Source organism: Pelomonas cellulosilytica (genome assembly GCF_021353265.1).
In the GTDB taxonomy this organism is placed as follows: Bacteria; Pseudomonadota; Gammaproteobacteria; order Burkholderiales; family Burkholderiaceae_C; genus Pelomonas; species Pelomonas cellulosilytica.
In genome coordinates, this window is sequence record NZ_JAJTWU010000008.1 from 121,328 (window position 1) to 145,689 (window position 24,362).

Sequence of the window (24,362 nt, forward strand, 5' to 3'; positions counted from 1 at the left end):
GTTCCGCGCGATGATGCAGCCGCCCTTCGGGGACTGCATCAGGAGGTTGGCGACATGGATCTGGGTTTGAAGGGGCGCTGGGCGCTGGTGTGCGCAGCCAGCAAAGGCCTGGGGCGCGGTTGCGCCGAGGCGCTGGTGGGGGAGGGCGTCAACGTCGTCATCACGGCGCGTGGCGAAGCGGACTTGCAGGTCACGGCCGAAGCGTTGCGTATGCTCAATGCTGCCGCCGAGGTGCGTGCCGTGGCGGGCGACATCGCCACTGAAGCCGGGCGTGCCGCCGCACTCGCTGCGTGCCCGCAGGTCGACATCCTCGTCAACAACGCCGGTGGTCCACCGCCCGGCGATTTCCGCGACTGGGGTCGCGAGCAGTGGCTGGCCGCCGTGGAGGCCAACATGCTGGCCCCCATCGAGCTGATGAAGGCCACCGTCGACGCGATGGCGGAGAGGGGGTTCGGCCGCGTCGTCAACATCACGTCCGGCGCGGTCAAGGCACCGATCGATACGCTGGGCCTGTCCAACGGTGCGCGTTCGGGCCTGACGGGCTTCGTCGCCGGGCTTGCCCGCCAGCCGCGGCTCGCCGGCGCCAACGTGACGATCAACAACCTGCTGCCCGGGGCCTTCGACACGGACCGGCTGCGCAGCAACTTCAGCGCTGCGGCTGCCAAGGCCGGAGTGCCTGTGGACGAGCTGGCGGCCCGGCGCCGTGCGGCCATCCCTGCGCAGCGCTTCGGCACGGCGGCCGAGTTCGGCGCCGTCTGCGCCATGCTGTGCAGCGTGCACGCGGGCTACCTGACCGGGCAGAACGTCCTGCTCGACGGCGGCAGCTACCCTGGCACGTTCTGATGGCGCGGCGCGCGACCTGGGTCTGGCTCAGGCGGGGGCTGGTCGCGCTGCTGGCGATCGCGCTGCTGCTGGCGCTGGTGGTGTGGCTGCTGCTGCGGGCTAGCCTCGCGCAGCTCGACGGTGAGCACACCGTGCCCATGCTGTCCGCGCCGGTGGACGTGCAGCGCGACGAGCGCGGCTACGTCAGTGTCTTGGCCGAGAGCCGCACGGACGTCGCCCGGGCGCTGGGCTTCGTCCATGCGCAGGAGCGCTTCTTCCAAATGGACCTGATGCGCCGCAATGCCGCGGGCGAGCTGTCGGCCCTGGTCGGCGCGATGGCGCTGCCGCTGGACCGCGCGCGGCGCGTGCACCGCTTCCGCCACCGCGCCGTCGCGGCGCTTGCGGCGCTGCCGCGCGACGAGCGCGAACTGCTGGACGCGTACACCGCCGGTGTCAACGCCGGCCTGGCCGCGCTGGGAGCGCGTCCGCCGGAGTACCTGCTGCTGCGCCAGCGCCCGTTGCCCTGGGCAGAGGAGGACAGCCTGCTCGTCGCCTACGGCATGTACCTGGACCTCCAGTCCGCCCAGGGGCGCGACGACCTGGCCATGGGTGTGCTGCACGACGCAGTGCCTGCCGACTGGTATGCCTTTTTGAGTCAGCACAGTGCCGACTGGCAGGCCGCGCTGGACGACAGCCGCGTGGCTGCCGTGCCGGTGCCTGCCGGGCCGATGCCGGCCGCGCTGCGCAGCACGAAGACGGCGTGCAGCGACTGTCGCCTGCAGGATGCCCGCGACCTCGGCAGCAACAACTTCGCCGTCGCCGCGGCCCATGGTGCCGAGGGCCGGGCGCTGCTGGCCGACGACATGCACCTGGGCCTGAGGTCCCCGGGTACCTGGTTCAAGGCGCGCATGGTCTGGAAGGATGGCGCCGGCGGGCACGACATCGCCGGGGTCACACTGCCAGGCGCACCGCTGCTCGTCGTCGGCAGCAACGGCCGAGTGGCGTGGGGCTTCACGAACACGACATCGGACTGGGCCGATGTCGTCACGCTGCAGCTCGATGCCGCCGGCACGCACTACCGGTCCGGCGGCGTGGACAAGCCGTTGCGGCGCAGCGTGGAGCGCATCGAGGTGGCCGGCGGCGAGGCCGTGGAGCAGGTGGTGCGTGACAGCGAATGGGGGCCCGTGCTAGACCTGCCCTCCCCGCCGTCTCAGGCCTATGCGCTGCGCTGGGTGGCGCACGACCCCGAGGGCATGAACCTGCGGCTGTTCCACATGGAGACGGCCGGCAGCGTCGACGACGCGGTGCAGCGCGTCGCTGGCGCCGGCATGCCCGCGCAGAACCTGCTGGTGGCAGACGCGTCGGGCCGCATCGCCTGGACAATCATCGGCGCCATTCCGCGCCGCGTCGGGCTGGCCGACGCGGGCGACATGGACCGGCCGCAGGACTGGAGCGACGGCCGGCCGCGCTGGCAGGGCTATCTGTCGCCCGCCGAGCAGCCGCGCGTTGTCGACCCGGCGGACGGCCGGCTGTGGACGGCCAATGCCCGAATGGTCGGCGGCGAAGCCATGAAGCTGCTCGGCAACGGCGGCTGGGACCTCGGCGCCCGCGCGATGCAGATCCGCGACGACCTGCGCGCGCAGCAACGCTTCGACGAAGCCAGCCTGCACGCCATCCAGCTGGATCACCGCGCGCTGCTGCTGCAGCGGTGGCGCCGGCTGCTGCTCGATCAGGTGCTGACGCCCGAGTTCGTCACCGCCAACGGCCTGGCGGACTACCGCGCCGAGGTGGTGCGCAGTGCGGACGCCGCCCGGCCCGACGCCGTCGGCTACCTGCTCGTGCGGAGTTTCCGCGAGCAGGCACTGCAGTCGATCCTTGCGCCGCTGGCCGCGCTGATGGAGGTGCATGGGCTGAAGCTGCACGACCTGAAGATCGTGCCTGAGACGCCCGGCTGGGCGCTGATCCAGGCCGCCCGCCCCGACACGTTGCCCGGCGGTCATGCCAGCTGGCAGGCGCTGCTGCAGCGGGCCGTGCTGGACAGCCGCCGCGTCATCGTCGAGCGACACGGCCGGCTGGCCTCCTGGGGCCAGGACAACCCGACGAACATGCGCCACCCCTTGAGCCCGGCCGTGCCGGTGCTGGCCGGCTGGCTCGACCAGGCATCGCAAGGCATGGCCGGCGACAGCCACATGCCGCGCGTGCACAACCACGGCCATGGCCAGAGCGAACGCATGGTCGTCTCGCCGGGGCACGAAGAACTCGGCATCCTCGTCATCCCCGGTGGCCAAAGCGGCCACCCGATGTCACCCTTCTACCGCAGCGACCACGCGGCCTGGCTGGCCGGCGAGCCGCTGCCTTTCCTGCCCGGCCCGGCGCAGCACCGTCTCGTGCTGCGACCCTGATCCAGGCGACACCGCTCAGGCGGGTTGCCGATGCGACCTGCCATCTGCGCTCGGCACAATGCCGGGTTTTCCGGAGGACCGTGAATGAACAAGACCCTGTACGCCCTGATGCTCGCCGGCCTCGCGACGGCCACCGCCCACGCCGAAGACGCGGGCTCTACCGTCGAGAAGTGCCCCAAGAAGCTGGGCGTCATCGCTGTGGCCGAGCCGCAGTACGGCTGGAACCACCTGTCGCAGTACGGCCTCGGCTCGCCCGCGTCGCTGCTGCGCATGATGATCCAGCAATCCGGCTGCTTCGACGTCGTCGAGCGTGGCGTGGCCATGCAGAACCTGCAGCAGGAGCGCTCGCTGGCCGCCGCCGGCGAGATGCGTCAGGAGTCCAACGTCGGCAAAGGCCAGATGCAGGCCGCTGACTTCGTCATGACGCCCAATGTGCAGGTCGGCGCCAACACCAGCGGCGGCCTGGGTGGCTTCCTCGGCGGCAAGCTGGGCATCGTCGGCGCTATCGCCGGCGGCCTGAAGTTCAAGGACGCCTCCACCAGCCTTCTGATCGCCGACGTGCGCTCCAGCATCCAGGTGGCCGCGGCCGAGGGCAAGGCCAGCAAGACCGATTTCTCCATCGGCGGCTGGGGCTTCGGGGGCGGTGCCGTCGGCGGAATGGGTGGCTACACGAGCACGGCCGAAGGCAAGCTGATCGCCGCCAGCTTCCTCGACAACTACAACAAGATCGTGCTGACCATCCGCGACCAGCCTAGCCTCATCCGCACCGGCAGCGCCTCGGGCGACGCCAATGCGGCCGGCTCCACGCAGGCCGGTGCGCCGATCAATGCCGGCCAGATGCTGGCGCCCAAGATCGCCAACGTGAAGGCCTATGCATCGCCGTCCAAGGACTCCAAGGTGGTCGCCACGCTGAACCGCAGCGATGAGCTGGTGGCTACCGGCGAGGTGAAGGACGGCTTCGTCAAGGTGGATGCGGCCAACTTCAGCGGCTGGGTGCAGCGCACGCTGGTCAACGCCGTCGGCAATTGATGATGAAGGTCGCGCTGGTCACGGGCGCGGGCTCCGGCATCGGTCGGGCCGTGGCGCGGGCGCTGGCGGCCGACGGCTGGACGCTCGCGCTGATGGGCCGCCGCGAGGCGCCGCTGCGCGAGACGCTGGAGGACGCTCTGCACCTGTCCGCCGACGTGGCCGACGAGGCCGAGGTGGAGACGGCGTTCACGGTGCTGAAGGCCCGTTTCGGCCGGCTGGACCTGCTGTTCAACAACGCCGGCATCAGCGCGCCGGCCGTGCCCATCGACGAGCTGACGCCGGCCCAGTGGCGGGCCGTCGTCGACACCAACCTGACCGGCAGCTTCCTGTGCGCCCGCGCGGCCTTCGCGCTGATGAAGGCGCAGTTGCCGCGCGGCGGCCGCATCATCAACAACGGTTCCATCTCGGCCCACGCCCCGCGGCCGTTCTCGGCGCCGTACACGGCTACCAAGCATGCGATCACGGGCTTGACCAAGTCGTTGAGCCTGGACGGTCGCGCCTTCGACATCGCGGCCGGCCAGATCGACATCGGCAATGCTGCCACCGACATGACCGACAGGATGACGCGCGGCGTGCCGCAGGCCAATGGCACGACGGCCGTGGAGCCGCGCATGGACGTGGATGACGTGGCACGCGCCGTCGTCTACATGGCCGGCCTGCCGCTGTCGGCCAACGTGCTGAACATGACGGTGATGGCTTCTGCCATGCCTTTTGTCGGCCGCGGCTGAACGGTCGCAAAATCAGGCCATGGGTCTGATCCGTTTTTTGCTCCGCGTCGTCATCCTCATCGCCGGGGCGCTGCTCGGCCTGGGCTTGTTCCTGTTCGCCATCGTCACGTTCATGGTGCTCGTGGTGGCGAGTCTGCTGACAGGGCGCAAGCCCAACCTGCAGTTCCGCATGAACCGCAATCCGTGGGCGCAGCGCCGTCCGCCGTCCGCCGCGGCGGAAGATGTCGTCGACATCGAGGTGCGCGAGGTCAAGGACCCGGCGCCGCTGCCCTTGGAGTCACCGCTCCAGCCGCCCCGCCGTTGACGGCGGCGGGCTTTGACACTTCCACCGCGCCGTACCAGGTCCGGGCCGACGCGCCGTTGTTGTCGCTGTCGGTCATGACGGCCATCGTCACCAGCGGCCCGGGCTCCTCGCCGAAGGCCAGCCTGAAGTCGGCGGCCAGGTCGCGTTTGTGGTCGCGCCAGCGGTGCAGGCCGGCGGGGCCGGAGTCCACGACGATCTTGCGGATGCGATCGCTGCGCGGGTTGATGACGACGGTGCCTACCGGCAGCTGGCTGTCCCACACGTACATCAGCGTCGCGTAGGGTGGCTGCTCGCCGGTCAGTGCCTGGGCCAGCTCGAACTTCATACGCGTCTTCAACGGCAGCTTGTCCACGTCGCCGCCGAAACCGAAGATGACGCGCGCGATGGCGTCCTCATGGTCGATCTCCGAGACGTTGGCGCCCGGGATGAGGTTCTGCGCCCACCACGAGAAGCTGACCTCGCCGACGTTCAGCATCGACGGCTGCAGGCGCTTGCGCCAGAGGCTGGCGGAATGGTCGGCACTGGCCTCCAGCGCCACGCGGCCATCCTTCTCGGTCCAACGGTAGACCGTGGCTTTCTTGCCGGGCAGGCCCAGCGGCTGCCAGTCGCCCGCGGCGGCGGGCGGCGGCGTGTCAGGCGCGGGGGGCGTCGCGCAGGCCGCGAGCAGGGCGGCGGCAAACAGGGGCAGGAGAGCGGGTTTCACCAGGACTTGCGTTGGAGTTCTTCAAGGATTTCCCCGTATATGCGGTATCGGCTGGCGCTGATCAAGCCCGCCTCGACCGCCGCGCGCACGCGGCAGCCCGGTTCGTGAATATGTGAACAGTTGTGGAAGCGGCAGTCGGCGTGCTCGCGCAGGTCGGGCATGTAGCGCCACAGCGCGGCCGCGTCGATCTGCCGCAGGCCGAACTCCTGGAAGCCTGGAGAGTCGATCAGCGCGGTCGCGCGCGTCGCATCGGTCCAGTACCACTGCGTCGTCGTCGTCGTGTGCCGGCCGGAGTTCAGCGCCTGCGAGATCTCGCCGACCTGGGCCTGGGCGTTGTCCACGAGCAGGTTGATCAGCGTGCTCTTGCCGGTGCCGCTGGGTCCCAGCACGAAAGTGCGCTGGTCTTGCAGCCAGGGCGACAGCGTAGCGCGCGACCCCTCACGGTCGGCCTTGAGCGCGACCTCGAAGACGGTCAGGCCCATGGCCCGGTACGGCGCCAGGCGCTCGCGAGCCTCGGGCGTGCCGGGCAGGTCGGTCTTGTTCAGCGCGATGGCGGCGCGGATGCCGGCGAACTCAGCGGCGACAAGCGCGCGCGCCAGCTGCGATTCGCTGAACACCGGCTCCACGGCCACCAGCACCAGCAGCTGGTCCAGGTTGGCGGCGAAGCTCTTTGTCTTCCACTCGTCTTGCCGGAACAGCAGGTTGCGCCGTGGCTCGACGGCCTCGATGACACCCTCGTCGCCGGACTCGGCAAAGCGCACCTGATCGCCGACGACGGCGTCGCTCTTCTTTCCGCGCGGATGGCAGACGAGGCGCTGGCCGTCTGCGTCTTCGACGATGTAATGCCGGCCATGGCCGCGCACGACAAGTCCCAGGTCCAGCGCCTGGAACTTGCTCATTCGCCGGTCGCTTCGGGCAGCGCGCTGACCTGGGCCGCGCAGATCGCGTCGTTCAGCGTCAGCCCGCCACGGGAATGCGTCGTCCAGCTGACGGTACAGGCGTTGTAGCCCACCAGCATTTCAGGGTGGTGGTCCTGCGCGTGCGCGATCTCGGCGACGGCGTCTACGAAGGCCATGACCTGGTAGAAGTTGTCGAAGCCGAAGCGGCGGCCGATGAGCTTGAGCTCGGGGTCGGGCGCCCAGCCGGGCAGCGCGGCGAGCAGGCGCTCGCGCGTCGGGGCATCCAGCAGTGGCGCTTTCGGGTCACATTGGGCGAGCAGCAGGTCGGTCATGAGGCAAGGGCGGCCAGCCGTTCGGCAGCCGGCGGGTGCGAGTAGTAGAAACGGGCGTAGACCGGGTCGGGCGTCAGCGTGCCGGCGTTGTCCTCGTGCAGCTTGAGCAGCGCGGATGACAGGTCGGCACCGCTGGCCTGCGCGCGGGCGTAGGCGTCGGCCTGGAATTCGTCACGGCGCGAGAAGTGGCTGGCCAGTGGCGTGACGAAGAAGCCGAACACCGGGCCGACGAGCAGGAACAGGATCAACGCCAGCGCGTCGTTCGGCGCCGTCATCGACGGCTTGACGCCCAGGCCCAGGTAGAAGGCGGGCTGTTGGGCGAGCCAGCCCAGCAGCGCGAAGCCGGCCAGGCTCATCGCAAACGCCAGCACGATGCGCTTGGTGATGTGGCGGTGCTTGAAGTGCCCCAGTTCGTGCGCCAGCACGGCCTCCACCTCGGGCCCGTTGAGCTTGGCCAGCAGCGTGTCGAAGAACACCACGCGCTTGGCCGGGCCGAAGCCGCTGAAGTAAGCATTGCCATGGGCCGAGCGCTTGCTGCCGTCCATGACGAACAGGCCCTTGGCGGCGAATCCGCAGCGGGCCATCAGAGTTTCCACGCGGGTCTTCAGCGTGGCATCGGCAAGCGGCTCGAACTTGTTGAACAGCGGCGCGATGACGGTTGGGTACAGCACCATGACGAGCAGCTGGAAGCCCATCCACGCGCCCCAGGCCCACAGCCACCAGCGCGGGCCGGCGGCACCCATCAGCCACAGGATCAGCGCGACGATGGGCAGCCCGAAGGCCACGCCGACAGCCAGCGCCTTGGCCGTGTCGGCGAAATACAGCGGCAGCGTCGTGCGGTTAAAGCCGAAGGCCTGCTCGATGCGGAAGGTGGACCACAGTTCCCACGGCAGGTCCAGCAGGCCGCCAACGAGTGCGAACGCGGTGATGAGGCCCAGCTGGTATCCCATCGGCTGCCAGCCCTCTGGCAAGGCCTGGCTGGCCTTCAGCACCCAGCTGTTCAACACGTCCAATCCGCCCAGCAGCGTCCAGCCCAGCAGCACGGCGGCGTTGAAGGCCAGCGCCAGCAGACCGAAGCGGCTGCGGGCGATGGTGTAGTCCGCAGCCTTCTGGTGGGCCGACAGCGTGACGCTGCCGGCAAAGGCCGCGGGCACCATGTGGCGATGTCTCGCGACATGGCGGATCTGCCGTGACGACAGCCAGAACTTCACGAGCAGGGAAGCAGCGAGCGCGACGGCCAACGCGGCGGACAACAGCAGGGGGGACATAGCCCTCGAGTTTAGGCTGCGAGAATTTGCCCCCTAGCCTGAGAGCCCACCATGTCCGACACCCTGACCCTGAGCGACAACAACCTGATCTGGATCGACCTCGAAATGACGGGGCTGTATCCCGACCGTGACCGCATCATCGAAATCGCCGTCGTCGTCACCGACCCCAACCTGGACAAGCGCATCGAAGGGCCGGTCTTCGCCGTCCACCAGAGCGACGCGACGCTGGACGCGATGGACGCCTGGAACAAGGGCACGCATGGCCGCAGCGGCCTCATCGACCGCGTGAAGGCCTCCACGATCAGTGAAGCCGAGGCCGCCGCGCAGACTATCGCCTTCTTGAAGCAGTACGTGCCCAAGGGCAAGAGCCCGATGTGCGGCAACAGCATCTGCCAGGACCGGCGCTTCCTCGCCAACTACATGCCGGAGCTGGAGAGCTTCTTCCACTACCGCAACCTCGACGTGTCGACGCTGAAGGAGCTGGCCAAGCGCTGGAAGCCGGCCGCGCTGGAGGGTTTCAAGAAGGCGCAGGCACACACGGCGCTGGCCGACATCCACGAGTCCATCGACGAGCTGGCGCATTACCGGACGACGTTCCTGGCGCTTTGAGTTGATCTACGCGGCGTTCGACTTTCCCCGCCATCCGCTGGCCCGCGAGGACGGCGAGCGCGTGCGCGGCGCGTGGCACACGTCACCGTCGCGCTGGCTGCGCGCCTCGGTGCTCGGGGAGGTCAGGGCGGTCGTCGCCGACGCAGAGGCCGCCGCCCGCGCCGGTGCTTGGGTGCTGGGCGGGCTGCGCTACGAGGCCGCAGGCGCCTTCGACCCCGCGCTGGCGACGCACGACGCCGCCGCGCCGCTGGCCGAGTTCGCCGTCTATGACACGCCGCCGGAGCCGTGGCCGGAGGGCGAGCGAGCCCACACCGGCCTGCTCGACTGGCAGGCCGACGAGCCGGATGCGACGGCCGCCATCGAGAGCATCCGCGACTACATCCGCGCCGGCGACTGCTATCAGGTCAACCTGACGACGCGGCTGCGCGCCGAAACAACCGCTCTGGATGCGGCCCAGCTGTTCCTTGCGTTGCACGCGAGCCAGCCGGGCGGCTTCAGCCTGTTCCTGCGTGGCGCCGGGGCGGCCAGCGTGTCGCCGGAGCTGTTCTTCGACTGGCGTCCGGTGCCCGGCGCCGAGCGCTCTTGGCTGCTGGCGGCCCAGCCGATGAAGGGCACGGCACCGCGCGGCCGTGACCGCGTCGACGACGAGGCCGCCCAGGCCCATCTGCGCACCAGCGAGAAGGAACGCGCCGAGAACCTGATGATCGTGGACCTGCTGCGCAACGACCTCAGCCGTGTCGCGCAGCTGGGCACGGTGCGCGTGCCGCGGCTGTTCGAGCTGCACGCGTTGCCGACGGTCTGGCAGATGACGTCCACCGTCACTGCCGTCAGCCGTCGCGGGCTGTCGCTGGCGGACGCGTTCGCGGCGCTGTTCCCCTGCGGCTCGGTGACCGGCGCGCCCAAGATGCGGGCGATGCAGATCATTCGCGATCTGGAGCCGACCGCCCGCGGCTGGTATTGCGGCGCGTTGGGGCTTATCCAGCCGGGTGGCGTGGCGACGTTCAACGTGCCCATCCGCACCGTCGAGTTCGACCATGCACAGCTTACCTGCGGCGTCGGCAGCGCCATCACCCTGGACAGCGAAGCCGCCGCCGAGATTGCCGAGTGGCGCGCCAAGTCGCGCTTTCTGGCCCGCGCCGAAGCGCCCTTCGAGGCGCTGGAGACGCTGCGGCTGGAGAACGGCGTCGCCCAGCGTGGCGATGCGCATCTGGCTCGCATGCAGCGCACCGCGCGCCACTTCGGCCTGCGGTTCTCGATGGCCGAGGCGAAAGCTCACCTGAAGGATGCGGCGGCGGCGCACACGCAAGGCAGCTGGCGCCTGCGGCTGACCTGCGACGCCGGAGGTTGCCTGCAACACACGATGTTCGCCTTCACGCCCACGCCCGAGCCGGTGCAGCTTGCGCTGGCACATCGATCGATGCCGACGCTGGGCCCCCGCGCCGAATTCCTCGCCCACAAGACGACGCGCCGCGAGCTGTACGCAGTGGACAAGCCGGCCGAGGCCTTCGACGTCATCCTCTGGAACGAGGCCGGCGAGCTGACCGAGTGCAGCTTCGGCAACCTTGCCGTCCAGCTCGACGGCCAGTGGCTGACGCCACCGCTGGCCGCCGGCCTGCTGCCGGGCGTGTTGCGCGCCGAACTGCTGGCGCAGGGGCGTATCAAGGAAGCGAGCCTGACGCGCGATGACCTGGCCCGCGCCGATGGCCTGGCCTTTTTCAACAGCTTGCGCGGGTGGCTGCCGGCTCAGTTGCTGAAGTAGCCCGGCTGGTCCACGTCAGCCAGCAGCCCGATACGACGTGGTCGCCAGCCCAGCTCGCGCTGCGTCCAGTCGCTGCTGGTCGGGTTGTCCATGCCGGCGAAGTGATGGAGCCAGCCGAAGTGCGCTGCCGCGGCGTCGACTTCGAGGCCCCGCACCGGCAGGCCCAGCCGCCGGCCGATGACCGCTGTGAGGTCGCAGAAGCGCACGCCGGTCTCGGCAGCGCCGTGGTAGCTGACGCCGGCCCGACCCGCCTCGGCCACGCGGCGGAACAGCTCGGCCGCATCCAGCCGGTGCACGGCAGGCCAGCGGTTGTGGCCGTCGCCAACGTACGCGGCCAGGCCCTTCTGGCTCGCGAGGTCAATGAGCAGCGGCACGAAGCCATGGTCGCCGTCGCCATGGACAGAGGGCGGCAAGCGCACGACGCTCGCGTTCACGCCGCGCTCGACCAGCGCCGCAACGGCCTGCTCGGACGCCGCTCGTGGGTGGCGTGTCGACGGCGCATCCGTCTCGATCGCCAGCGCCTTGCCGGCCACCAGCGCGGTGCCCGAGGTGACCACCAGACGGCGGCCGCTGCTGGCCAGCGCATCGCCCAGCGCGGTGATGACGTGGCGGTCTTCCTCGCAGCTGGCGGCAAAGCGGGAGAAGTCGTGGTTGAAAGCCGTGTGGATGACCGCATCCGCCGCGGCCGCGCCGCGACGCAGGCTATCGAGGTCTTCGATGGAGCCGCGGTAGGCGGCGGCGCCGGCGGCGGCCAGCGCCTCGACCGCGGCGTCCGAGCGCGCCAGGCCGGTCACGCGGTGACCGTGGGAAAGCAGTTCTTGCACAATGGCCGAGCCGATGAAGCCGGTCGCGCCCGTCACGAACACGTGCATGGGAAGAGTCCTTGTAAAACGGTGGAAGTGGCGCCACTGTCGCGAGCCGGGCCGCATGCGTGAAGCCGTGGGCGCATACCGGTATGGCCACTAACAGGAACACGATGTCCGCCGTCGAAGACAACCCGCTGGGCCGCTACCTAAAGGAGCGCCGTGCCCGCCTGGACCCCGCCGCGCTGGGCCTGCCGCTGGCGCGTCGGCGCACGCCCGGGCTGCGCCGCGAGGAGGTGGCGCAGCGCGCGCATGTGAGTCCGACCTGGTACACGTGGCTGGAGCAGGGGCGCGGCGGCGCGCCGTCGACCGAGGTGCTGGAGCGCCTGGCCGGCGCGCTGCAACTGAGTGCCGTGGAGCGCGAGCACCTGTTCCTGCTGGCGCAGAACCGTCCGCCCGAGGTCCGCTACCAAGTGGCCACCGACGTACCGCCGCGGCTGCAGCGCGTGCTGGACGCGCTGGAACATTGCCCGTCCATGATCCGTACACCGACCTGGGACGTTGTCGCCTGGAACCGTGCTTGCGCTGCCGTGCTGAACGACTACGCGGCCATGCCACCCGACAGGCGCAACATCCTCCGCCACATCTTCGCCAACCCTGCCGCGCGGGGCCGCATGCCCAACTGGGCGCAAGACGCGCGCTTTGTCGTCGCGGCATTCCGCGCCGACGCGGCGCGGGCCGGCGCGATGGCGGCCATGCAGGCGCTGGTCAGCGAGCTGAGCGCAGCCAATGCCGAGTTCGCCGCGATGTGGGCCGAGCTGGATGTGCGCGGCAGCTACGGCGAGGCGGCCAAGCAGATCGAGCATCCGGTGGCCGGCCCGATCTCGCTGGAGTACAGCGGTTTCGCCGTGGAAGGTCGGCCGGACCTGACGCTGATCGTCTACCACCCGGCCACACCGGCCGACGAGGCGCGTGTTCGCCAGCTAATGGATCAGTGACCGCGCTGGCGCAGCGCGCGCATCAGCGCCATCGCGTCCTCGCCAGGCCGTGCCGGCAGCTTCGTGTAGACCGAGCTGTCCGCCGTGCGCGCCATCAGCCGCTGCGTGACGAGGTCGCGGCGCAGCGTGCAGTAGTCGCCAAAGCCGTGCCAGGCCGTCAGGATCTGGTTGACCTCGCGCTCGCGGTAGGGGCGCTTGGCGTCGAAGCGCATCCACAGGCCCCACAGCGCCATCAATTGCAGCGAGCGCTTGACGGGCAGACGCGTGAGGCGCCCCTGCTCGTCGAACAGCCGTAGCGTGCGGCGCACGAGGTCGCTGTGCGGTGCGGGCGCCTGGGGGCTTGGCGGGGGCGGGCGCACCTGCAGGTGCTGCAGGTTGCGATGCCCGGCCGCGCGGGCCAGCATGTTCAACAGCGTCTGGTGGCCAGGCGTCTGCTCGTGGGCCAGCAGCTGCGTGCGCAGCGACTTGGCAAAAGTGGACAGGTCGTCCACGACGAGGGGAAACGATTCACGGGGCACGGTGGCACTCCATGCGCACGCCAACGGTAATAAGGCTGTGCTTGCCGTCTTGCAGCCAGGGCGCACGCGTGGGGTTCACGTGAACGAAGGCGTTTGATGGCAGGTTCAGCTCACGGCGAAAGCCGTGCGGCAAGGCCTGGGTGTGCTGCCGACCCGGGACCGCCAGTGTGCCAGAGACAATGAACATTTGGTGAAAACCCTGAGGCGTGCTATAGTCGCTGCTTCGCCTGGGGGCAACCCAGGTGTATGACGTCTCCTCTGACCTCGTTCGATCATTCGAATCGGACTCCGAACACGGATCGGTCGGCGGCGATGAAGCCGTCGCTTTGACTGACTGTTCCCCCGCGCCGCACCCGGGCTGATCCTCTGCCCGAGCCGCACGACGCGAGCTTTCTCCCAGCGACTTGTGTGATTCCGATGAGCCCGATGCTCCTCGGCGCTGCGCCTATGGCCTGTTTCGGGTCTGCGCGGTGAATGAACGAAAGAACGAAGTAATGAGTTTCGAGACCCTGGGCCTGAGCCCCGCCGTGCTGCAAGCCGTCAAGGACGCCGGCTACGAGAACGCCACCGATGTGCAGGCGCAAGCCATCCCCGCCGCCATCGCGAACAAGGACCTGATGGTCTCGTCGCGCACCGGTTCGGGCAAGACGGCCGCCTTCATCCTGCCGGCGCTGGAGAAGATCCTCGCCGCCCGCGGCGACAACACCAAGCGCCGTGAGAAGGGCGTCATCTACGGCCCGCGCGTGCTCGTGCTGGCCCCCACCCGCGAGCTGGCCATGCAGGTCGCCAAGGCGGCGCAGACCTACGGCCGCCACATCCCGGGCCTCAAGGTCGCCACGGTGCTGGGCGGCATGCCTTACCCGCTGCAGATCCGTCAGCTGACCGGTCCGTTGGACATCCTGATTGCCACGCCGGGTCGCCTGATCGACCACATCAACTCGGGCAAGTGCGTGCTGAGCAACGTCGAGATGCTGGTGCTGGACGAAGCCGACCGCATGCTGGACATGGGCTTCATCGACGATATCAACATGATCGCCGGCAACACTCCGGCCGAACGTCAGACGGTGATGTTCAGCGCCACCTTCGCCGGCCACGTCGGCCGCCTCGCGCAGCAGCTGCTGAAAGACCCGCAGCGCATCGAGGTCGCCACGCACACCGACACGCACGAGAACATCGAGCAGCGCCTGCACTGGGCCGACAACCCGCACCACAAGGACCAGCTGCTGGAGTCCATCCTGGCGCAGCCGGAGCTGGACCAGGCCGTCGTCTTCACGAGCACGCAACGCGATGCCGACTGGCTGGCCGACCGCCTGGCCGAGCTGGGCCATGCCGTGGCGCCGCTGCACGGCGCGATGCCGCAAGGCAAGCGCAACCGCGTGCTGATGGGCCTGCGCCGCGGTGACCTGAAGGTGCTGGTGGCTACCGACGTGGCCGCCCGCGGCATCGACGTGCCGACGATCAGCCACGTCATCAACTACGGCCTGCCGATGAAGGCCGAGGACTATGTGCACCGCATTGGCCGCACGGGCCGCGCCGGCCGCCAGGGCCTGGCGATCACGCTGGGCCTGCGTGACGACGTGGGCATGATCCGCCGCATCCAGCAGTTCACGACGCAGACGATTCCCGTGCAGCAGATCGCCGGCCTGGAGCCCAAGACACAGGAACCGCGCATCTTCCCGCCGCGCCCGGCCGGCAGTTTCGACGACCGCGGCCCGCGTGGCGGCTTCGGTGGCCGCCCCGGCTTCGGTGGCAAGAACTTCCGCCGCGACGACAACGGTGGCCGCCCGCACCATGGCGGTGGCAAGCCCTTCGGTCACGGCGCCGACCGTGGCTTCGCACCGCGTGGCGACGAGCGTGGCTTTGCGCCGCGTGAAGACCGCAGCTTCGCCCCGCGTGGCGAGGGCCAGGGCTTCCCGCCGCGTGGCGACAACCGCGGTTTCCAGCCGCGCGACGACCGCGGCTTCCAGCCTCGTGACGACCGTGGCGCGCAGCAGCGCGGCGACCGTCCCTTCCACGGTGGTGGCAAGCCGGCCTTCGCTGGCAAGCCCAGCTTCGGTGGCGGCGGTGATCGCCCGTCCTTCGGCGGCGAGCGCCGCGGCCCGGGCGGCCCGCGCAAGGGTGGCTTCGGCCGCTGAACCGCATGGACCCGTCTCGTTTTCGCCGCGTGGCGACGGGGCGGGTGTGCATTGCTGCCTGGTTCATCCCTTTCGGCGACGCGTCGCCTTGTGAGCCTGGGGGCTGAGGCCTAGGCTGGTGTCCCCCACACGAGGAGGACACCATGCTGGATGCCTTGGGAATTCGTACCTCGATCGGCAAGCGACTGGGCTGGGCCCAGGCGCTGGTCTTGCTAGTCGCGCTGGTCGGCTCGGGACTGGGCTATCTGGGCCTGCAGCGCGTCGCCGAAGAGACCCGCGTCATGTACGAGGAGTCCCTCGTCAGCGAGCGGCTGGCGAGCGACTGGTACCGCGTGGTGTTCAACGGCACGACGCGCACGACGGCGATCGCAGCGAGCCAGGACCCGAGCCTGGCGGGCTTCTTCGCCAAGGACGCCGCCGAGGCCTCCAAGCAGTCGAGCGAGTTCCAGGGCCGCTTGGACAAGGCGCTGAAGACGCCCCAGGAGCGCGAGGTCTTCGACAAGGTGGGTGATCTGCGCAAGCGCTTCATCAGCCTGCGCGACCAGATCAGCGACGCCAAGAAGGCGGGCGATGCCGCCCGGACGCAGCAGCTCTTCGAAGGCTTCCTGCCGGCATCACGCGAGTATCTCGACGGCATCCGTGCGGTGGCCGACCTGCAGCGCGAACGGCTGGACGCCGGCATCGCGCTGGTCGTTGCGACCAACCAGAAAGCCCGCGTGGCGCTGGTCGTGTTCGGCAGCGTGACGCTGCTGGCGGGCGTGCTGATCGCCGTCGGCCTGACGCGCTCCATCACGCGGCCGCTGCGCAACGCGGTGCAGGTGGCCGATGCCATCGCGCATTTCGACCTCAGCCGGCGCATCGAGCCGTCATCGCGTGACGAGACCGGCCAGTTGCTGGCCGCCATGAGCACGATGCAGGCCGCGCTCGTGCGGCTGATCGGCGAGGTGCGCGGCTCCAGCGACAGCATTAGCACCGCGAGCAGTGAGATCGCCGTCGGCAACATGGATTTGTCCGGGCGCACCGAGCAGACCGCCTCCAACCTGCAGCAGGCCGCGGCGTCGCTGACAGAGCTGACCGGGACCGTGCGCCAGACAGCGGATTCGGCGACGACTGCGAACCAGCTGGCGGTGTCGGCCGTCGGCACGGCGCAGCAGGGCGGGACTCTGATGCAGCGCGTCGTCAACACGATGGGCGAAATCAGCGACAGCTCGCGCCGCATTCACGACATCATTGGTGTCATCGACGGCATTGCCTTCCAGACCAACATCCTCGCGCTGAATGCCGCCGTGGAGGCGGCCCGTGCCGGCGAGCAGGGGCGCGGCTTCGCGGTGGTGGCCGGCGAAGTGCGCAGTCTGGCGCAACGCAGCGCTTCGGCGGCGCGTGAGATCAAGACGCTCATCGCGTCCAGCGTGGAGCGCGTGGATTCGGGCGCCGCGCTCGTGACGGAGGCGGGCAGCACGATGGGGCAGATCGTCCAGAGCGTGCAGCGGGTCAGCGACATCATTGCCGAGATCAGCGCCTCCGCGCAGGAGCAGAGCCAGGGCATCGGCGAAGTGAACAGCGCCGTGGGTCATCTCGACCAGATGACGCAGCAAAACGCGGCTCTCGTCGAGGAGGCGGCCTCGGCGGCCGAGAGCCTGAAGGAACAGACGCAGCGCCTCGTGCAGGCGGTGGCGGTGTTCCGGTTGGCGCGCTGAGTTCGGTTCTGGACAGGCTCGGCGCGCGTTTAAGGACGCTTCAGGAACGGCGCCAGCCAGCGCATCTGCGGCTTGTCCTTGCCATCGGCGCCCGGCTCCAGGGACAGGAAGTAGTCGCCCCACGTCGGGCCGCCGGCCCACCACAGCCAGCCGTCCCAGACGTCGGCGTTGTCTTCGAGGTGCTTGAGCGCACCGCGCACGGCCTGCTCGCACACCGGGTTGGCGCCGCCGCCCACTTCGCCCAGGATGGCACGGCGCTTGTTGGCCTTGAGCCAGGCCGTGAAGCGTCGCAGCCGCTCCACGCCGATCGTCGCGCTGACGCATTCGGCGTTCGTGCCTGAGCCGTCCTTGTCGAGGTACTGGTGCACCTCGAACACCATGTGGTCGAGCGGGTCGCGCACGCGGCCCATGACCTCGGCATTGGGCGTGCCGTACCAGCCCGTCTCGAACCAGCTCCACGCGCCCGTGTAGCCGTTGCCGGGCAGCGTGATGAGGTTGGTGGCGCCTGTCGCGCGGATGGCGTCGACGGCGGCCTGTGCGGCCTCGGCCCAGACTTCGGTCGGCATGTTGCGCGGCTCGTTGACGAGGCCGAACTGGACCTTGGGGTTGTCCTTGAACTGCAGCGCCAGGCGCCGCCAGAAGTCGGAGAAGGCGGCGATGGGCACCTCGGGCTTGCCGATGTGCTGGTCCTGGTAGGCAGCGTAGTTGTGCGGGTCCAGCAGCACATGCAGGCCGCGGGCGCTGGTGCCATCGACGAAGGCGCGCAGCCGGGCGAGCTCGGCGGCATCGAACTCGCCCATCAGCGTGGGCTGCAGCCGCTCCCAGCGGAAGGCAATGCGCATGACGTTCATGCCCTCGGCCTGGTAGTAGGCCGTGCTGTCGACGCTGGGGTAGACGAAGTCCTTGCCGTAGATGCCGGGGAAGGGGAGCTTCTCGCCCCATTCGGCGCTGGACAGGCTGATGCCACGCCAGGGCAGCGGCCCGGCGGCGGTGGCGGCCTGGGTGCACAGGGCCAGCAGGCTGGCGGCGGCGAGTTGACGCAGGGTCATCGTAGGTCTCCGGATTGTTCTGAAGGTCCTCATGGCGTCGTGCCGTACAGCGCGTTCACCAGCTCGGCCCGCCAGGCATGCGCTACGGGGTCATACAGGCCGAAGCCCGAGGCCAGCTCCCAGTACATCCACGGTAGCTGGCGTGCCGCCATCTCGCTGCGAATGGCCTGCAGGTAGCGCACGCGGGCGCCGATGGCGGCCTTGCTGTACGCGCCGAACTCGCCGACGACCACCGGGTAGCCCAGGCGCCTGCCTTCGCTGATGGCCAGGTCCAGGCCTTCGCGGATCTTGGCGAGCTGCGTCGCGTCGCAGCAATCCACGCTGGTTGCCGGGACGGGGCTGATCCATTCGGCGCCCTGGTGCGTGAAGTTGAACGGCTCGTAGTGGTGGACGGTCAGCACCAGATGGACATCGGCCGGCAGTTGCAGCCTGGACAGCGCATAGGCGCTGTTCCATTGCACCGGGCCGATCATGACGACGCGGCCGGGGTTGCTCGCCCGCACGACGCGCAGCGCCCGCGAGGCCAGCGTGTTCCAGTCGGCCTCCAGCTGGTTGTGCGGCTCGTTGTAGAGCTCGAAGACGAGTCCCGGCCCGGCCGCGGCGAAGCGCTCGGCGATCTGCCGCCACATCGCCAAGAAGCGCAGCTGCACCACGTCGGTGGCGACGCGGGTCTCACCGGCCTCCACCGCGTCGCCGTCGAGCTGGTGGTAGTGGTGCATGTTCAGCACTACGGTCACGCCACGGGCCAGAAGCTGATTGACGACGGACTCGACACGGCTCATGAAGCCCGGGTCGATGGTGGCCGCAGCGTCGGCGCTGGCGTGGTTGCTCCATCGCACCGGCAGGCGCACAGCCCGGGTGTAGGCGGGGCTGGCGCCGGTGCCGACGAGCTGGATGAACTCGTCCTCGACCTTCAGGCCCCAGGCTCCTTCGGTTGGCGCCTCAAGCATGTTGCCGAAGTTGATGCCACCTCCCAATGCAGCGGCCGCCGTGCGGGCCTGGGCGGACGCGCCCGGCGGCGTGCCGGCGGGCATCGTGGGGTAGGCAACCCAGGGGTCGCTGGACGGCGCCGGCGCGGGTGTCGTGGCACCGGCGCTGCCGCCGCCAGCGCCGCAGGCGGACATCGCCAGCGCCAGCCAGGTGATGACGAGCGATTGGCGCATGGTCATCTCCTCAAGCTCGGACATGGGCGTGCTGGGCATGGCGCGCCCGGGTGAGGCGCAGGGCCTGCAGCGGTGGCATCGTCATTTCAGCACCTCGGTCTTCAGGAAGGCGGTCAGTTCGTCCGCCATCAGCTCGTGCACGTCGATGCGTGGGTGGGCGTACGCGAAGGCCTGGAAGGTGTAGGTCCACACCCGGGCGTCGCCCTGCGCGCGCAGCGTCGCCACGGCCTCCTCCAGCGCGCGCGGAATTGCGGGCTCTTCCTTCCAGGCCGTCATGCCGCCGGCCAGCAGCACGAGCCGCGCCAACGGGTAGCGGGCGCGCAGCTCCCTCACGAAGGTGAGGTAGCGCGGCCCGAAGTCGCGGGCGATGTGCTGGCCCCTGGAAGCAGGAAAGCCATGGTCGTTCTGGCCGAGGTTGACCAGCACCACGTCGGGCGCCTGTGCGTCGGGCGGCGCGACTGGTGCGTCGAGCCGCGGTGCATAACGGTTCCAGACCTGTGGCATCAGCAACTGGTCCCAGGTGGCGGTGACACCGATGCCGCTGACGGCGATGCCGATGTAGTCGGCGCCCAGACGCTGAGCGGTCAGCGCGCCATACGCCCGCGTGCCGTCGTGGGTGGACAGGTCGGCGTACTGGTCCTGACCCAGGTCGCCGTTGCAGGCGCCGGCCGTGATGGAGTCGCCGTAGAACTCCAACCTGAGCCGGCGCGGCGGCGGCGGCGGCAGCAACTGCTCGCCCGGAGACAGCTTCAAACCCAGAAATACCGACTCGGCCTGCGACGCCTCCGTGCGCTTGATCAAGCGCAGCTCGTGCGTGCCGGCCGGCAATGGCAGCCGCCAGTCGGCCGGGCCGTCGCCGCGCAGCGCCAGTGCGTGGCGGCGGCCGTCCACGTCGACGGTGAAATGGTTGATGCCGCCGCGTGCGGGCGCAAGACGCAGCGTCAGCTCCCTGCCGGTGAAGCGCGCGCGCAGTTCGGTGCCGCTCCAAGCCAGCAGTCGGCCCCCCGGGGCCGCGGCGACGCGGCCGACCCAGCGCAGCCGCGGATCGTCCGGCGCGATCAGCTCTGCAGGATTGGTGGCCGGCTCGCGGATGAAGTCGCTGCCGTGCAGCTCGGGCGCAAACACGCCGGCCGACATGACCGCAAGCAGGCTGGCCGGGCGGCCGCTGCCGGTCCATTCGTCGGGCTTGACGCGAACATGCAGCAGGTGCGCGCCGGGCTCCAGATCGCGGCCGACGACGCTGTAGTGCCAGCCCAGATAGCCCTGGCGCTCGGGGACGTGACCGCGCAGCGTGACGACGGGGCCGTCGTCCACCCAGGCCTCGAGGTTGCGGTAATGCTCGCTCTCGGCATGGAAGACGGCCACCTCACTGCCCCATACGAGGAAGTGCGCCTCGCCATAGTCGGCCCGGCTGATCCAGCCGGGCTGCTGGCCGACCCACTCGGGGTGGACTTCACCACCGCGCGTGAAGCCCTGCTGGCGATAGGGGTGAAGGTCATCGCCGCCCAGCAGACGAGTGAACTCGTGCGCGCGGCCATAGACAGGCTCCGGCGGCGGGGCGGGCTGTCGCGCGGGTTGCGCGATTGCCGCCAGGAGCGTTTCTGACAGCGCCTGCGCGATGCGCTGGTGGCCGACCGCATTTGGGTGGACGGGTTCGTCGTACAGGGCGCTCCAGCGGTCAATGCCGGCATCTTCGCGGGCCTGCATCCAGCGGCCGAAATCCAGCGCCGTGACGCCGTAGTGCTCGGCGAGCTTCAGCTGGACGTCGGTCGCATCGCGTGGCTGGTTGCCCTGCTGGGTCAGGCCCAGTACGACGACCGCTGGCGGCTTCTGCGCGCCCAGCAGACGGCGCAGCAGCGCCTCGTAGCTGCTGCCGCGCACGGCTGGGTCCAGCCATTGGTCGTTGACGCCGAACTCGACGATGACGAGGTCCGGGTTCGCATCCAGCACCTGCGACTGCAGCCGATGCGCCGCCGCGGCGGAGTCCGTGCCGCTGACGCCGGCATTGAAGAGGCGGATGCTCGGCCCCAGCGACCGGGCAAGCAGGGCCGCCCATCCCTGCTCGCGTGGGGGCTGGGCGGCGTAGCCGGTGGTGATGGAGCCGCCGATGGCAGCTACGGTGACGGGCTCGCCGGCCTGCAGCTTCTGCATGACCGACTGCAGCCGCGCGTCTGCTGCGTCCGCGGCGAGCGGCAGCATCAATGACAACCCCAGCGCCATTCCTTTAAGGCGGTTCATCTTCTTGGCGTCGTGCCGACCGCCCGTGAGCGGCGGTGGTGGCACGTTGTCTCTGTTGTTTAGTAAACGTCTGTGATTATGGTGCCGCGTGATTTCGTTGGCACTGAATGTCTCCTGTAGAGGACATCCGGACTATCCCCGAGTGCCGGCGCAATTTGAGAGAAACAGAATGCGCAACAAAACAATGTTTAGCTTTGCCGCAGGCGAGGCAGGAGACAGGTCGCCGCCCCTGGGTTGCGACCGATCGGCAGCCCGAGAGATGGGCGCCCGTCGTCTCCGGTCGCGCGGCAGGGCGCGTGATGCGACGGCTGCCAATAGTGAACTCTGAACGATTTATCGATTTACGCCAGGGCTGGTCCCTGGCCCAGGCGCCAGTCGGCCTGAGCGGGGCGGACCTGGGTGCCCTGCCGGCCGATGCCTGGCTGCCCGCTGCGGTGCCCGGCACGGCGCACGGCGCGCTGCTGGCCGCGGGGCGCATCCCGGACCCGTTCTACGGCCGCAATGAGGCCGACGTCGCGTGGGTGGCCCAGCGGCGCTGGGTCTGGCGCCTGAACTTCGACGCGAGCGACCTGGCCGAGCACGAGGATCTGGTCTTCGACGGGCTGGATACCTACTGCAGCGTGTGGCTCAACGGGGAGCGCTTGCTGTCCACCGACAACATGTTCGTGCCTCATCGCGTGGACGTGCGCTCGCGGCTCAAGCCTGCCGGCAATGAGTTGCTGCTGTGCTTCGAGCCGGCGCTGGTGCGCGCCCGCGACGTGGAGGCCGTACACGGCAAGCGCGCGCTGTGGAACGGCGACAGTGCCCGGTTGCACGCACGCAAGGCGCAATACCACTTCGGCTGGGACTGGGGTCCCGAGCTCATCACGTGCGGTCCCTGGCGTGCGGTGCGCCGGCATGGCTGGTCAGGGCGGCTGGCGGAGGTGCAAGTGCGCAGCGACGTCGACGCACAGGCGCGCTCGGCGGCTCTGAAGGTCGCCGTGACATGCCAGGGCCGTGGCAGCCGTTGCACGGTGCAGTTGCTGGACCCGTCGGGCCGCAGCGTGGCCTCGCGTACCGCCGCAGCAGCCGGCGGCGTCGAGGTGGCGCTGTCCGTCACCGATGTTCAGCTGTGGTGGCCGCGGGGGCTGGGCGGGCAACCGCTTTACACGCTGGTCACGCAGCTGGAGGATGACGACGGCCGCGTGCTGGCGGAGGACCGCCGACGCCTGGGCCTGCGAGCGCTGCGCCTGGTGCAGGCGCCCGTGGAGGGCGAGGTGGGGCTGAGCTTCCATTTCGAGGTCAACGGACAGGATCTGTTCGCCGGTGGTGCGAACTGGATCCCTGACGACAACCTGCTGGAGCGCATCACGCCGGCTCGCTACCGAGAGCGCGTCGCGCAGGCGGCCGCGGCGAACATGAACATGCTGCGCATCTGGGGCGGCGGCATCTACGAGCATGAGGCCTTCTACGAGGCCTGCGACGAACTGGGCCTGCTGGTGTGGCAGGACTTCATGTTCGCCTGCGGGATCTATCCGGCCAATGTCGAGTTCCAGGCCAGCGTCCGTGCGGAGGCCGAGGCGCAGGTCCGCCGGTTGCGTCACCACGCCTGCATGGCGCTCTGGTGTGGCAACAACGAGGACTACATGATTGCCGAGTCGCAGGGGCTGTCGGGCCCGGGCGTGCCGGCGGAGCGCTTCGAGGCGCGCGCGATCTATGAAGGCTTGCTGCCCGAGATCTGCGCCGCGCTGGACCCCGACCGCGCCTATTGGCCTGGCAGCCCGTTCACCCCGGGCGACGGCGCCAAGTCGTCCGACGCGACGGTGGGCGACCGCCACAGCTGGGAGGTCTGGCACCAGCAGATGCTGCCGTACCAGCGCTATGCCGACGTGCAGGCCCGCTTCGTCAGCGAGTTCGGCATGCAGTCGCATCCGTCGCTGGCGCTGCTGGAATCGGTGCTGCCGGAGGAGGAGCGCTTTCCGCAGAGCCGCACGGTGCAGTGGCACAACAAGGCCGGTTCGCCCACCGGGCCGGACGGCCACCGCCGCCTGGCCGTGTACCTGGCCGACAACCTGCGCGTCGGGCCGACGCTGGCCGACCATGTCTATGCAACGCAGTTCGTGCAGGCCGAGGCGATGCGCGTGGCCTACCAGGACTTCCGCCGCCGCTGGCAGCGGCCCGGCGCGCGGGCCGTCAGCGGTGCGCTCGTGTGGCAGCTCAACGACTGCTGGCCCGTGACGAGCTGGGCGCTCATCGATTCGTCCGGCACCGTCAAGCCCGCGTGGCATGCGGTGCGGCGCGCGCTGGCGCCGCTGGCGGTGGCCGTTCGGCTGGAGGCCGGCCAGGTGCGGCTGGCTGTGATGAACGGCACGGCCCAGGCGCAGGACGTGACGCTGCAGCTGCGCGTCTTCGCGCTGGATGGCCGGCAATTGGCCGACGTTCGCGCGGCACAGCACGCGCCGGCCGTCAGCAGCGTGGAGACGACGCAAGCGCTGGCGGCGACGGACGAGCCGGTCGTGGCGGAACTGTGCGCGATGGATGCCGATGGACGGGAACTCGCGCGCGACTGCGCCTGGACCGAGCCGTTCAGGTTCCATCGCCTGGGCGGTGCGCGCATCGAAGTCGGCTGGCAGGACGGTCAGCTGGTGTTGGGATGCGACCGGCCGGTCAAGGGGTTGTGGCTTGCGGGCGATGGCATCCAGCTCGACGACAACTTCATCGACCTGGTGCCAGGCGCACCGCGCCTCGTGGGTGTGCCGTCGGCGCCAAGGGGTGTGCTGGCGTATCAGGCGCTGGATCACGGGCCGCAACGGATGACCATTTCGACAAGGGAGGCACCGAGCACGGGGAAAGCCTGAATCCCCCGACGACCAGGACCCCGGCATCGTTGGGGTTCCTTGAAAAACGAAAGAGACAACCGCTCGGCG

At 69.6% G+C, this 24,362-nt stretch carries 20 protein-coding genes; 11 read left to right on the forward strand and 9 right to left on the reverse strand.

Annotation, left to right across the window (positions count from 1 at the left end; translation table 11 throughout):
• Positions 1-54: 54 nt before the first annotated feature.
• From LXT13_RS19695 to LXT13_RS19715, 5 genes are all read left to right on the forward strand, one after another.
• Positions 55-843, forward strand: a complete 789-nt coding sequence (locus tag LXT13_RS19695; protein ID WP_233373676.1) for an SDR family oxidoreductase — start codon at positions 55-57, stop codon at positions 841-843.
• Positions 843-3,224 carry a penicillin acylase family protein gene (locus LXT13_RS19700; protein ID WP_233373677.1) on the forward strand — a complete coding sequence of 794 codons (2,382 nt, stop codon included), beginning with the start codon at positions 843-845 and terminating at the stop codon, positions 3,222-3,224. Before LXT13_RS19695 ends, LXT13_RS19700 begins: the two co-directional genes overlap by 1 nt.
• Positions 3,225-3,308: 84 nt before the next feature.
• Positions 3,309-4,253, forward strand: a complete 945-nt coding sequence (locus tag LXT13_RS19705; protein ID WP_233373678.1) for a CsgG/HfaB family protein — start codon at positions 3,309-3,311, stop codon at positions 4,251-4,253.
• Positions 4,254-4,255: 2 nt separating this feature from the next.
• Positions 4,256-4,981: an SDR family oxidoreductase gene (locus LXT13_RS19710; RefSeq protein ID WP_233373679.1), complete on the forward strand. Its 726-nt coding sequence runs from the start codon at positions 4,256-4,258 to the stop codon at positions 4,979-4,981.
• Positions 4,982-5,000: 19 nt separating this feature from the next.
• Positions 5,001-5,285: a hypothetical protein gene (locus LXT13_RS19715; protein ID WP_233373680.1), complete on the forward strand. Its 285-nt coding sequence runs from the start codon at positions 5,001-5,003 to the stop codon at positions 5,283-5,285.
• Here the strand turns inward: LXT13_RS19715 and LXT13_RS19720 are convergent.
• Genes LXT13_RS19720 through LXT13_RS19735 form a run of 4 tightly spaced genes read right to left on the reverse strand, consistent with a single transcriptional unit; the run spans position 5,230 to position 8,487 of the window.
• Positions 5,230-5,988 carry a DUF3047 domain-containing protein gene (locus LXT13_RS19720; RefSeq protein ID WP_233373681.1) on the reverse strand — a complete coding sequence of 253 codons (759 nt, stop codon included), beginning with the start codon at positions 5,986-5,988 and terminating at the stop codon, positions 5,230-5,232. The genes LXT13_RS19715 and LXT13_RS19720 overlap by 56 nt on opposite strands.
• A complete protein-coding gene (gene rsgA, locus LXT13_RS19725; RefSeq protein ID WP_419964697.1) occupies positions 5,985-6,929 on the reverse strand; it encodes a ribosome small subunit-dependent GTPase A in 945 nt (314 codons plus the stop codon). The genes LXT13_RS19720 and rsgA overlap by 4 nt, the downstream gene beginning before the upstream one ends.
• On the reverse strand, positions 6,884-7,219 hold the full coding sequence (locus tag LXT13_RS19730) for a 4a-hydroxytetrahydrobiopterin dehydratase (RefSeq protein WP_233373683.1): 336 nt from the start codon (positions 7,217-7,219) through the stop codon (positions 6,884-6,886). Before LXT13_RS19730 ends, rsgA begins: the two co-directional genes overlap by 46 nt.
• Positions 7,216-8,487: a M48 family metallopeptidase gene (locus LXT13_RS19735; protein ID WP_233373684.1), complete on the reverse strand. Its 1,272-nt coding sequence runs from the start codon at positions 8,485-8,487 to the stop codon at positions 7,216-7,218. Before LXT13_RS19735 ends, LXT13_RS19730 begins: the two co-directional genes overlap by 4 nt.
• Before the next feature lie 51 nt (positions 8,488-8,538).
• Between LXT13_RS19735 and orn the strand changes: the two genes are divergently transcribed.
• Positions 8,539-9,096, forward strand: a complete 558-nt coding sequence (gene orn / locus LXT13_RS19740; RefSeq protein WP_233373685.1) for an oligoribonuclease — start codon at positions 8,539-8,541, stop codon at positions 9,094-9,096.
• Position 9,097: 1 nt separating this feature from the next.
• Positions 9,098-10,855: a chorismate-binding protein gene (locus LXT13_RS19745; protein ID WP_233373686.1), complete on the forward strand. Its 1,758-nt coding sequence runs from the start codon at positions 9,098-9,100 to the stop codon at positions 10,853-10,855.
• On the opposite strand, the gene LXT13_RS19750 is transcribed toward LXT13_RS19745, so the two are convergent.
• Positions 10,840-11,727 (reverse strand): SDR family oxidoreductase, encoded by an 888-nt coding sequence (locus tag LXT13_RS19750; RefSeq protein WP_233373687.1) that lies wholly within the window; start codon positions 11,725-11,727, stop codon positions 10,840-10,842. The two genes, LXT13_RS19745 and LXT13_RS19750, sit on opposite strands and share 16 nt — an antisense overlap.
• A gap of 104 nt (positions 11,728-11,831) precedes the next feature.
• Between LXT13_RS19750 and LXT13_RS19755 the strand changes: the two genes are divergently transcribed.
• Positions 11,832-12,656 carry a helix-turn-helix transcriptional regulator gene (locus LXT13_RS19755; protein WP_233373688.1) on the forward strand — a complete coding sequence of 275 codons (825 nt, stop codon included), beginning with the start codon at positions 11,832-11,834 and terminating at the stop codon, positions 12,654-12,656.
• Here the strand turns inward: LXT13_RS19755 and LXT13_RS19760 are convergent.
• Positions 12,650-13,174: a DUF2087 domain-containing protein gene (locus LXT13_RS19760; RefSeq protein ID WP_233373689.1), complete on the reverse strand. Its 525-nt coding sequence runs from the start codon at positions 13,172-13,174 to the stop codon at positions 12,650-12,652. The two genes, LXT13_RS19755 and LXT13_RS19760, sit on opposite strands and share 7 nt — an antisense overlap.
• Before the next feature lie 494 nt (positions 13,175-13,668).
• On the opposite strand from LXT13_RS19760, the gene LXT13_RS19765 reads away from it, so the two are divergent.
• Both LXT13_RS19765 and LXT13_RS19770 read left to right on the forward strand, forming a co-directional pair.
• Positions 13,669-15,309, forward strand: a complete 1,641-nt coding sequence (locus tag LXT13_RS19765) for a DEAD/DEAH box helicase (RefSeq protein ID WP_233373690.1) — start codon at positions 13,669-13,671, stop codon at positions 15,307-15,309.
• Between the two features lie 143 nt (positions 15,310-15,452).
• Positions 15,453-17,006: a methyl-accepting chemotaxis protein gene (locus LXT13_RS19770; RefSeq protein WP_233373691.1), complete on the forward strand. Its 1,554-nt coding sequence runs from the start codon at positions 15,453-15,455 to the stop codon at positions 17,004-17,006.
• Between the two features lie 29 nt (positions 17,007-17,035).
• Here the strand turns inward: LXT13_RS19770 and LXT13_RS19775 are convergent, their stop codons facing one another.
• The 3 genes from LXT13_RS19775 to LXT13_RS19785 form a co-directional block, all read right to left on the reverse strand.
• Positions 17,036-18,055 (reverse strand): glycoside hydrolase family 5 protein, encoded by a 1,020-nt coding sequence (locus tag LXT13_RS19775; RefSeq protein ID WP_233373692.1) that lies wholly within the window; start codon positions 18,053-18,055, stop codon positions 17,036-17,038.
• 29 nt (positions 18,056-18,084) lie between these two features.
• The gene (locus LXT13_RS19780) at positions 18,085-19,218 is read right to left on the reverse strand and encodes a glycoside hydrolase family 5 protein (RefSeq protein WP_233373693.1); all 1,134 of its coding nucleotides are present in this window, start codon (positions 19,216-19,218) and stop codon (positions 18,085-18,087) included.
• A gap of 81 nt (positions 19,219-19,299) precedes the next feature.
• On the reverse strand, positions 19,300-21,501 hold the full coding sequence (locus tag LXT13_RS19785) for a GDSL-type esterase/lipase family protein (RefSeq protein WP_233373694.1): 2,202 nt from the start codon (positions 21,499-21,501) through the stop codon (positions 19,300-19,302).
• 272 nt (positions 21,502-21,773) lie between these two features.
• Here LXT13_RS19785 and LXT13_RS19790 point away from each other — a divergent pair, with 272 nt between their 5' ends.
• Positions 21,774-24,293 (forward strand): glycoside hydrolase family 2 protein, encoded by a 2,520-nt coding sequence (locus tag LXT13_RS19790; RefSeq protein ID WP_233373695.1) that lies wholly within the window; start codon positions 21,774-21,776, stop codon positions 24,291-24,293.
• Positions 24,294-24,362 lie beyond the last annotated feature (69 nt).

What these genes read in the sequence shown, in the direction of transcription:
- LXT13_RS19755 (WP_233373688.1), top strand. Translation starts at nt 11,832, where the DNA reads ATGTCCGCCGTCGAAGACAACCCGCTGGGCCGCTACCTAAAGGAGCGC.
- LXT13_RS19715 (WP_233373680.1), top strand. Translation starts at nt 5,001, where the DNA reads ATGGGTCTGATCCGTTTTTTGCTCCGCGTCGTCATCCTCATCGCCGGG.
- LXT13_RS19710 (WP_233373679.1), top strand. Translation starts at nt 4,256, where the DNA reads ATGAAGGTCGCGCTGGTCACGGGCGCGGGCTCCGGCATCGGTCGGGCC.
- LXT13_RS19770 (WP_233373691.1), top strand. Translation starts at nt 15,453, where the DNA reads ATGCTGGATGCCTTGGGAATTCGTACCTCGATCGGCAAGCGACTGGGC.
- LXT13_RS19705 (WP_233373678.1), top strand. Translation starts at nt 3,309, where the DNA reads ATGAACAAGACCCTGTACGCCCTGATGCTCGCCGGCCTCGCGACGGCC.
- LXT13_RS19730 (WP_233373683.1), bottom strand. Translation starts at nt 7,219, where the DNA reads ATGACCGACCTGCTGCTCGCCCAATGTGACCCGAAAGCGCCACTGCTG.
- LXT13_RS19780 (WP_233373693.1), bottom strand. Translation starts at nt 19,218, where the DNA reads ATGCGCCAATCGCTCGTCATCACCTGGCTGGCGCTGGCGATGTCCGCC.
- LXT13_RS19700 (WP_233373677.1), top strand. Translation starts at nt 843, where the DNA reads ATGGCGCGGCGCGCGACCTGGGTCTGGCTCAGGCGGGGGCTGGTCGCG.
- LXT13_RS19775 (WP_233373692.1), bottom strand. Translation starts at nt 18,055, where the DNA reads ATGACCCTGCGTCAACTCGCCGCCGCCAGCCTGCTGGCCCTGTGCACC.
- orn (WP_233373685.1), top strand. Translation starts at nt 8,539, where the DNA reads ATGTCCGACACCCTGACCCTGAGCGACAACAACCTGATCTGGATCGAC.
- LXT13_RS19735 (WP_233373684.1), bottom strand. Translation starts at nt 8,487, where the DNA reads ATGTCCCCCCTGCTGTTGTCCGCCGCGTTGGCCGTCGCGCTCGCTGCT.
- LXT13_RS19765 (WP_233373690.1), top strand. Translation starts at nt 13,669, where the DNA reads ATGAGTTTCGAGACCCTGGGCCTGAGCCCCGCCGTGCTGCAAGCCGTC.
- LXT13_RS19750 (WP_233373687.1), bottom strand. Translation starts at nt 11,727, where the DNA reads ATGCACGTGTTCGTGACGGGCGCGACCGGCTTCATCGGCTCGGCCATT.
- LXT13_RS19695 (WP_233373676.1), top strand. Translation starts at nt 55, where the DNA reads ATGGATCTGGGTTTGAAGGGGCGCTGGGCGCTGGTGTGCGCAGCCAGC.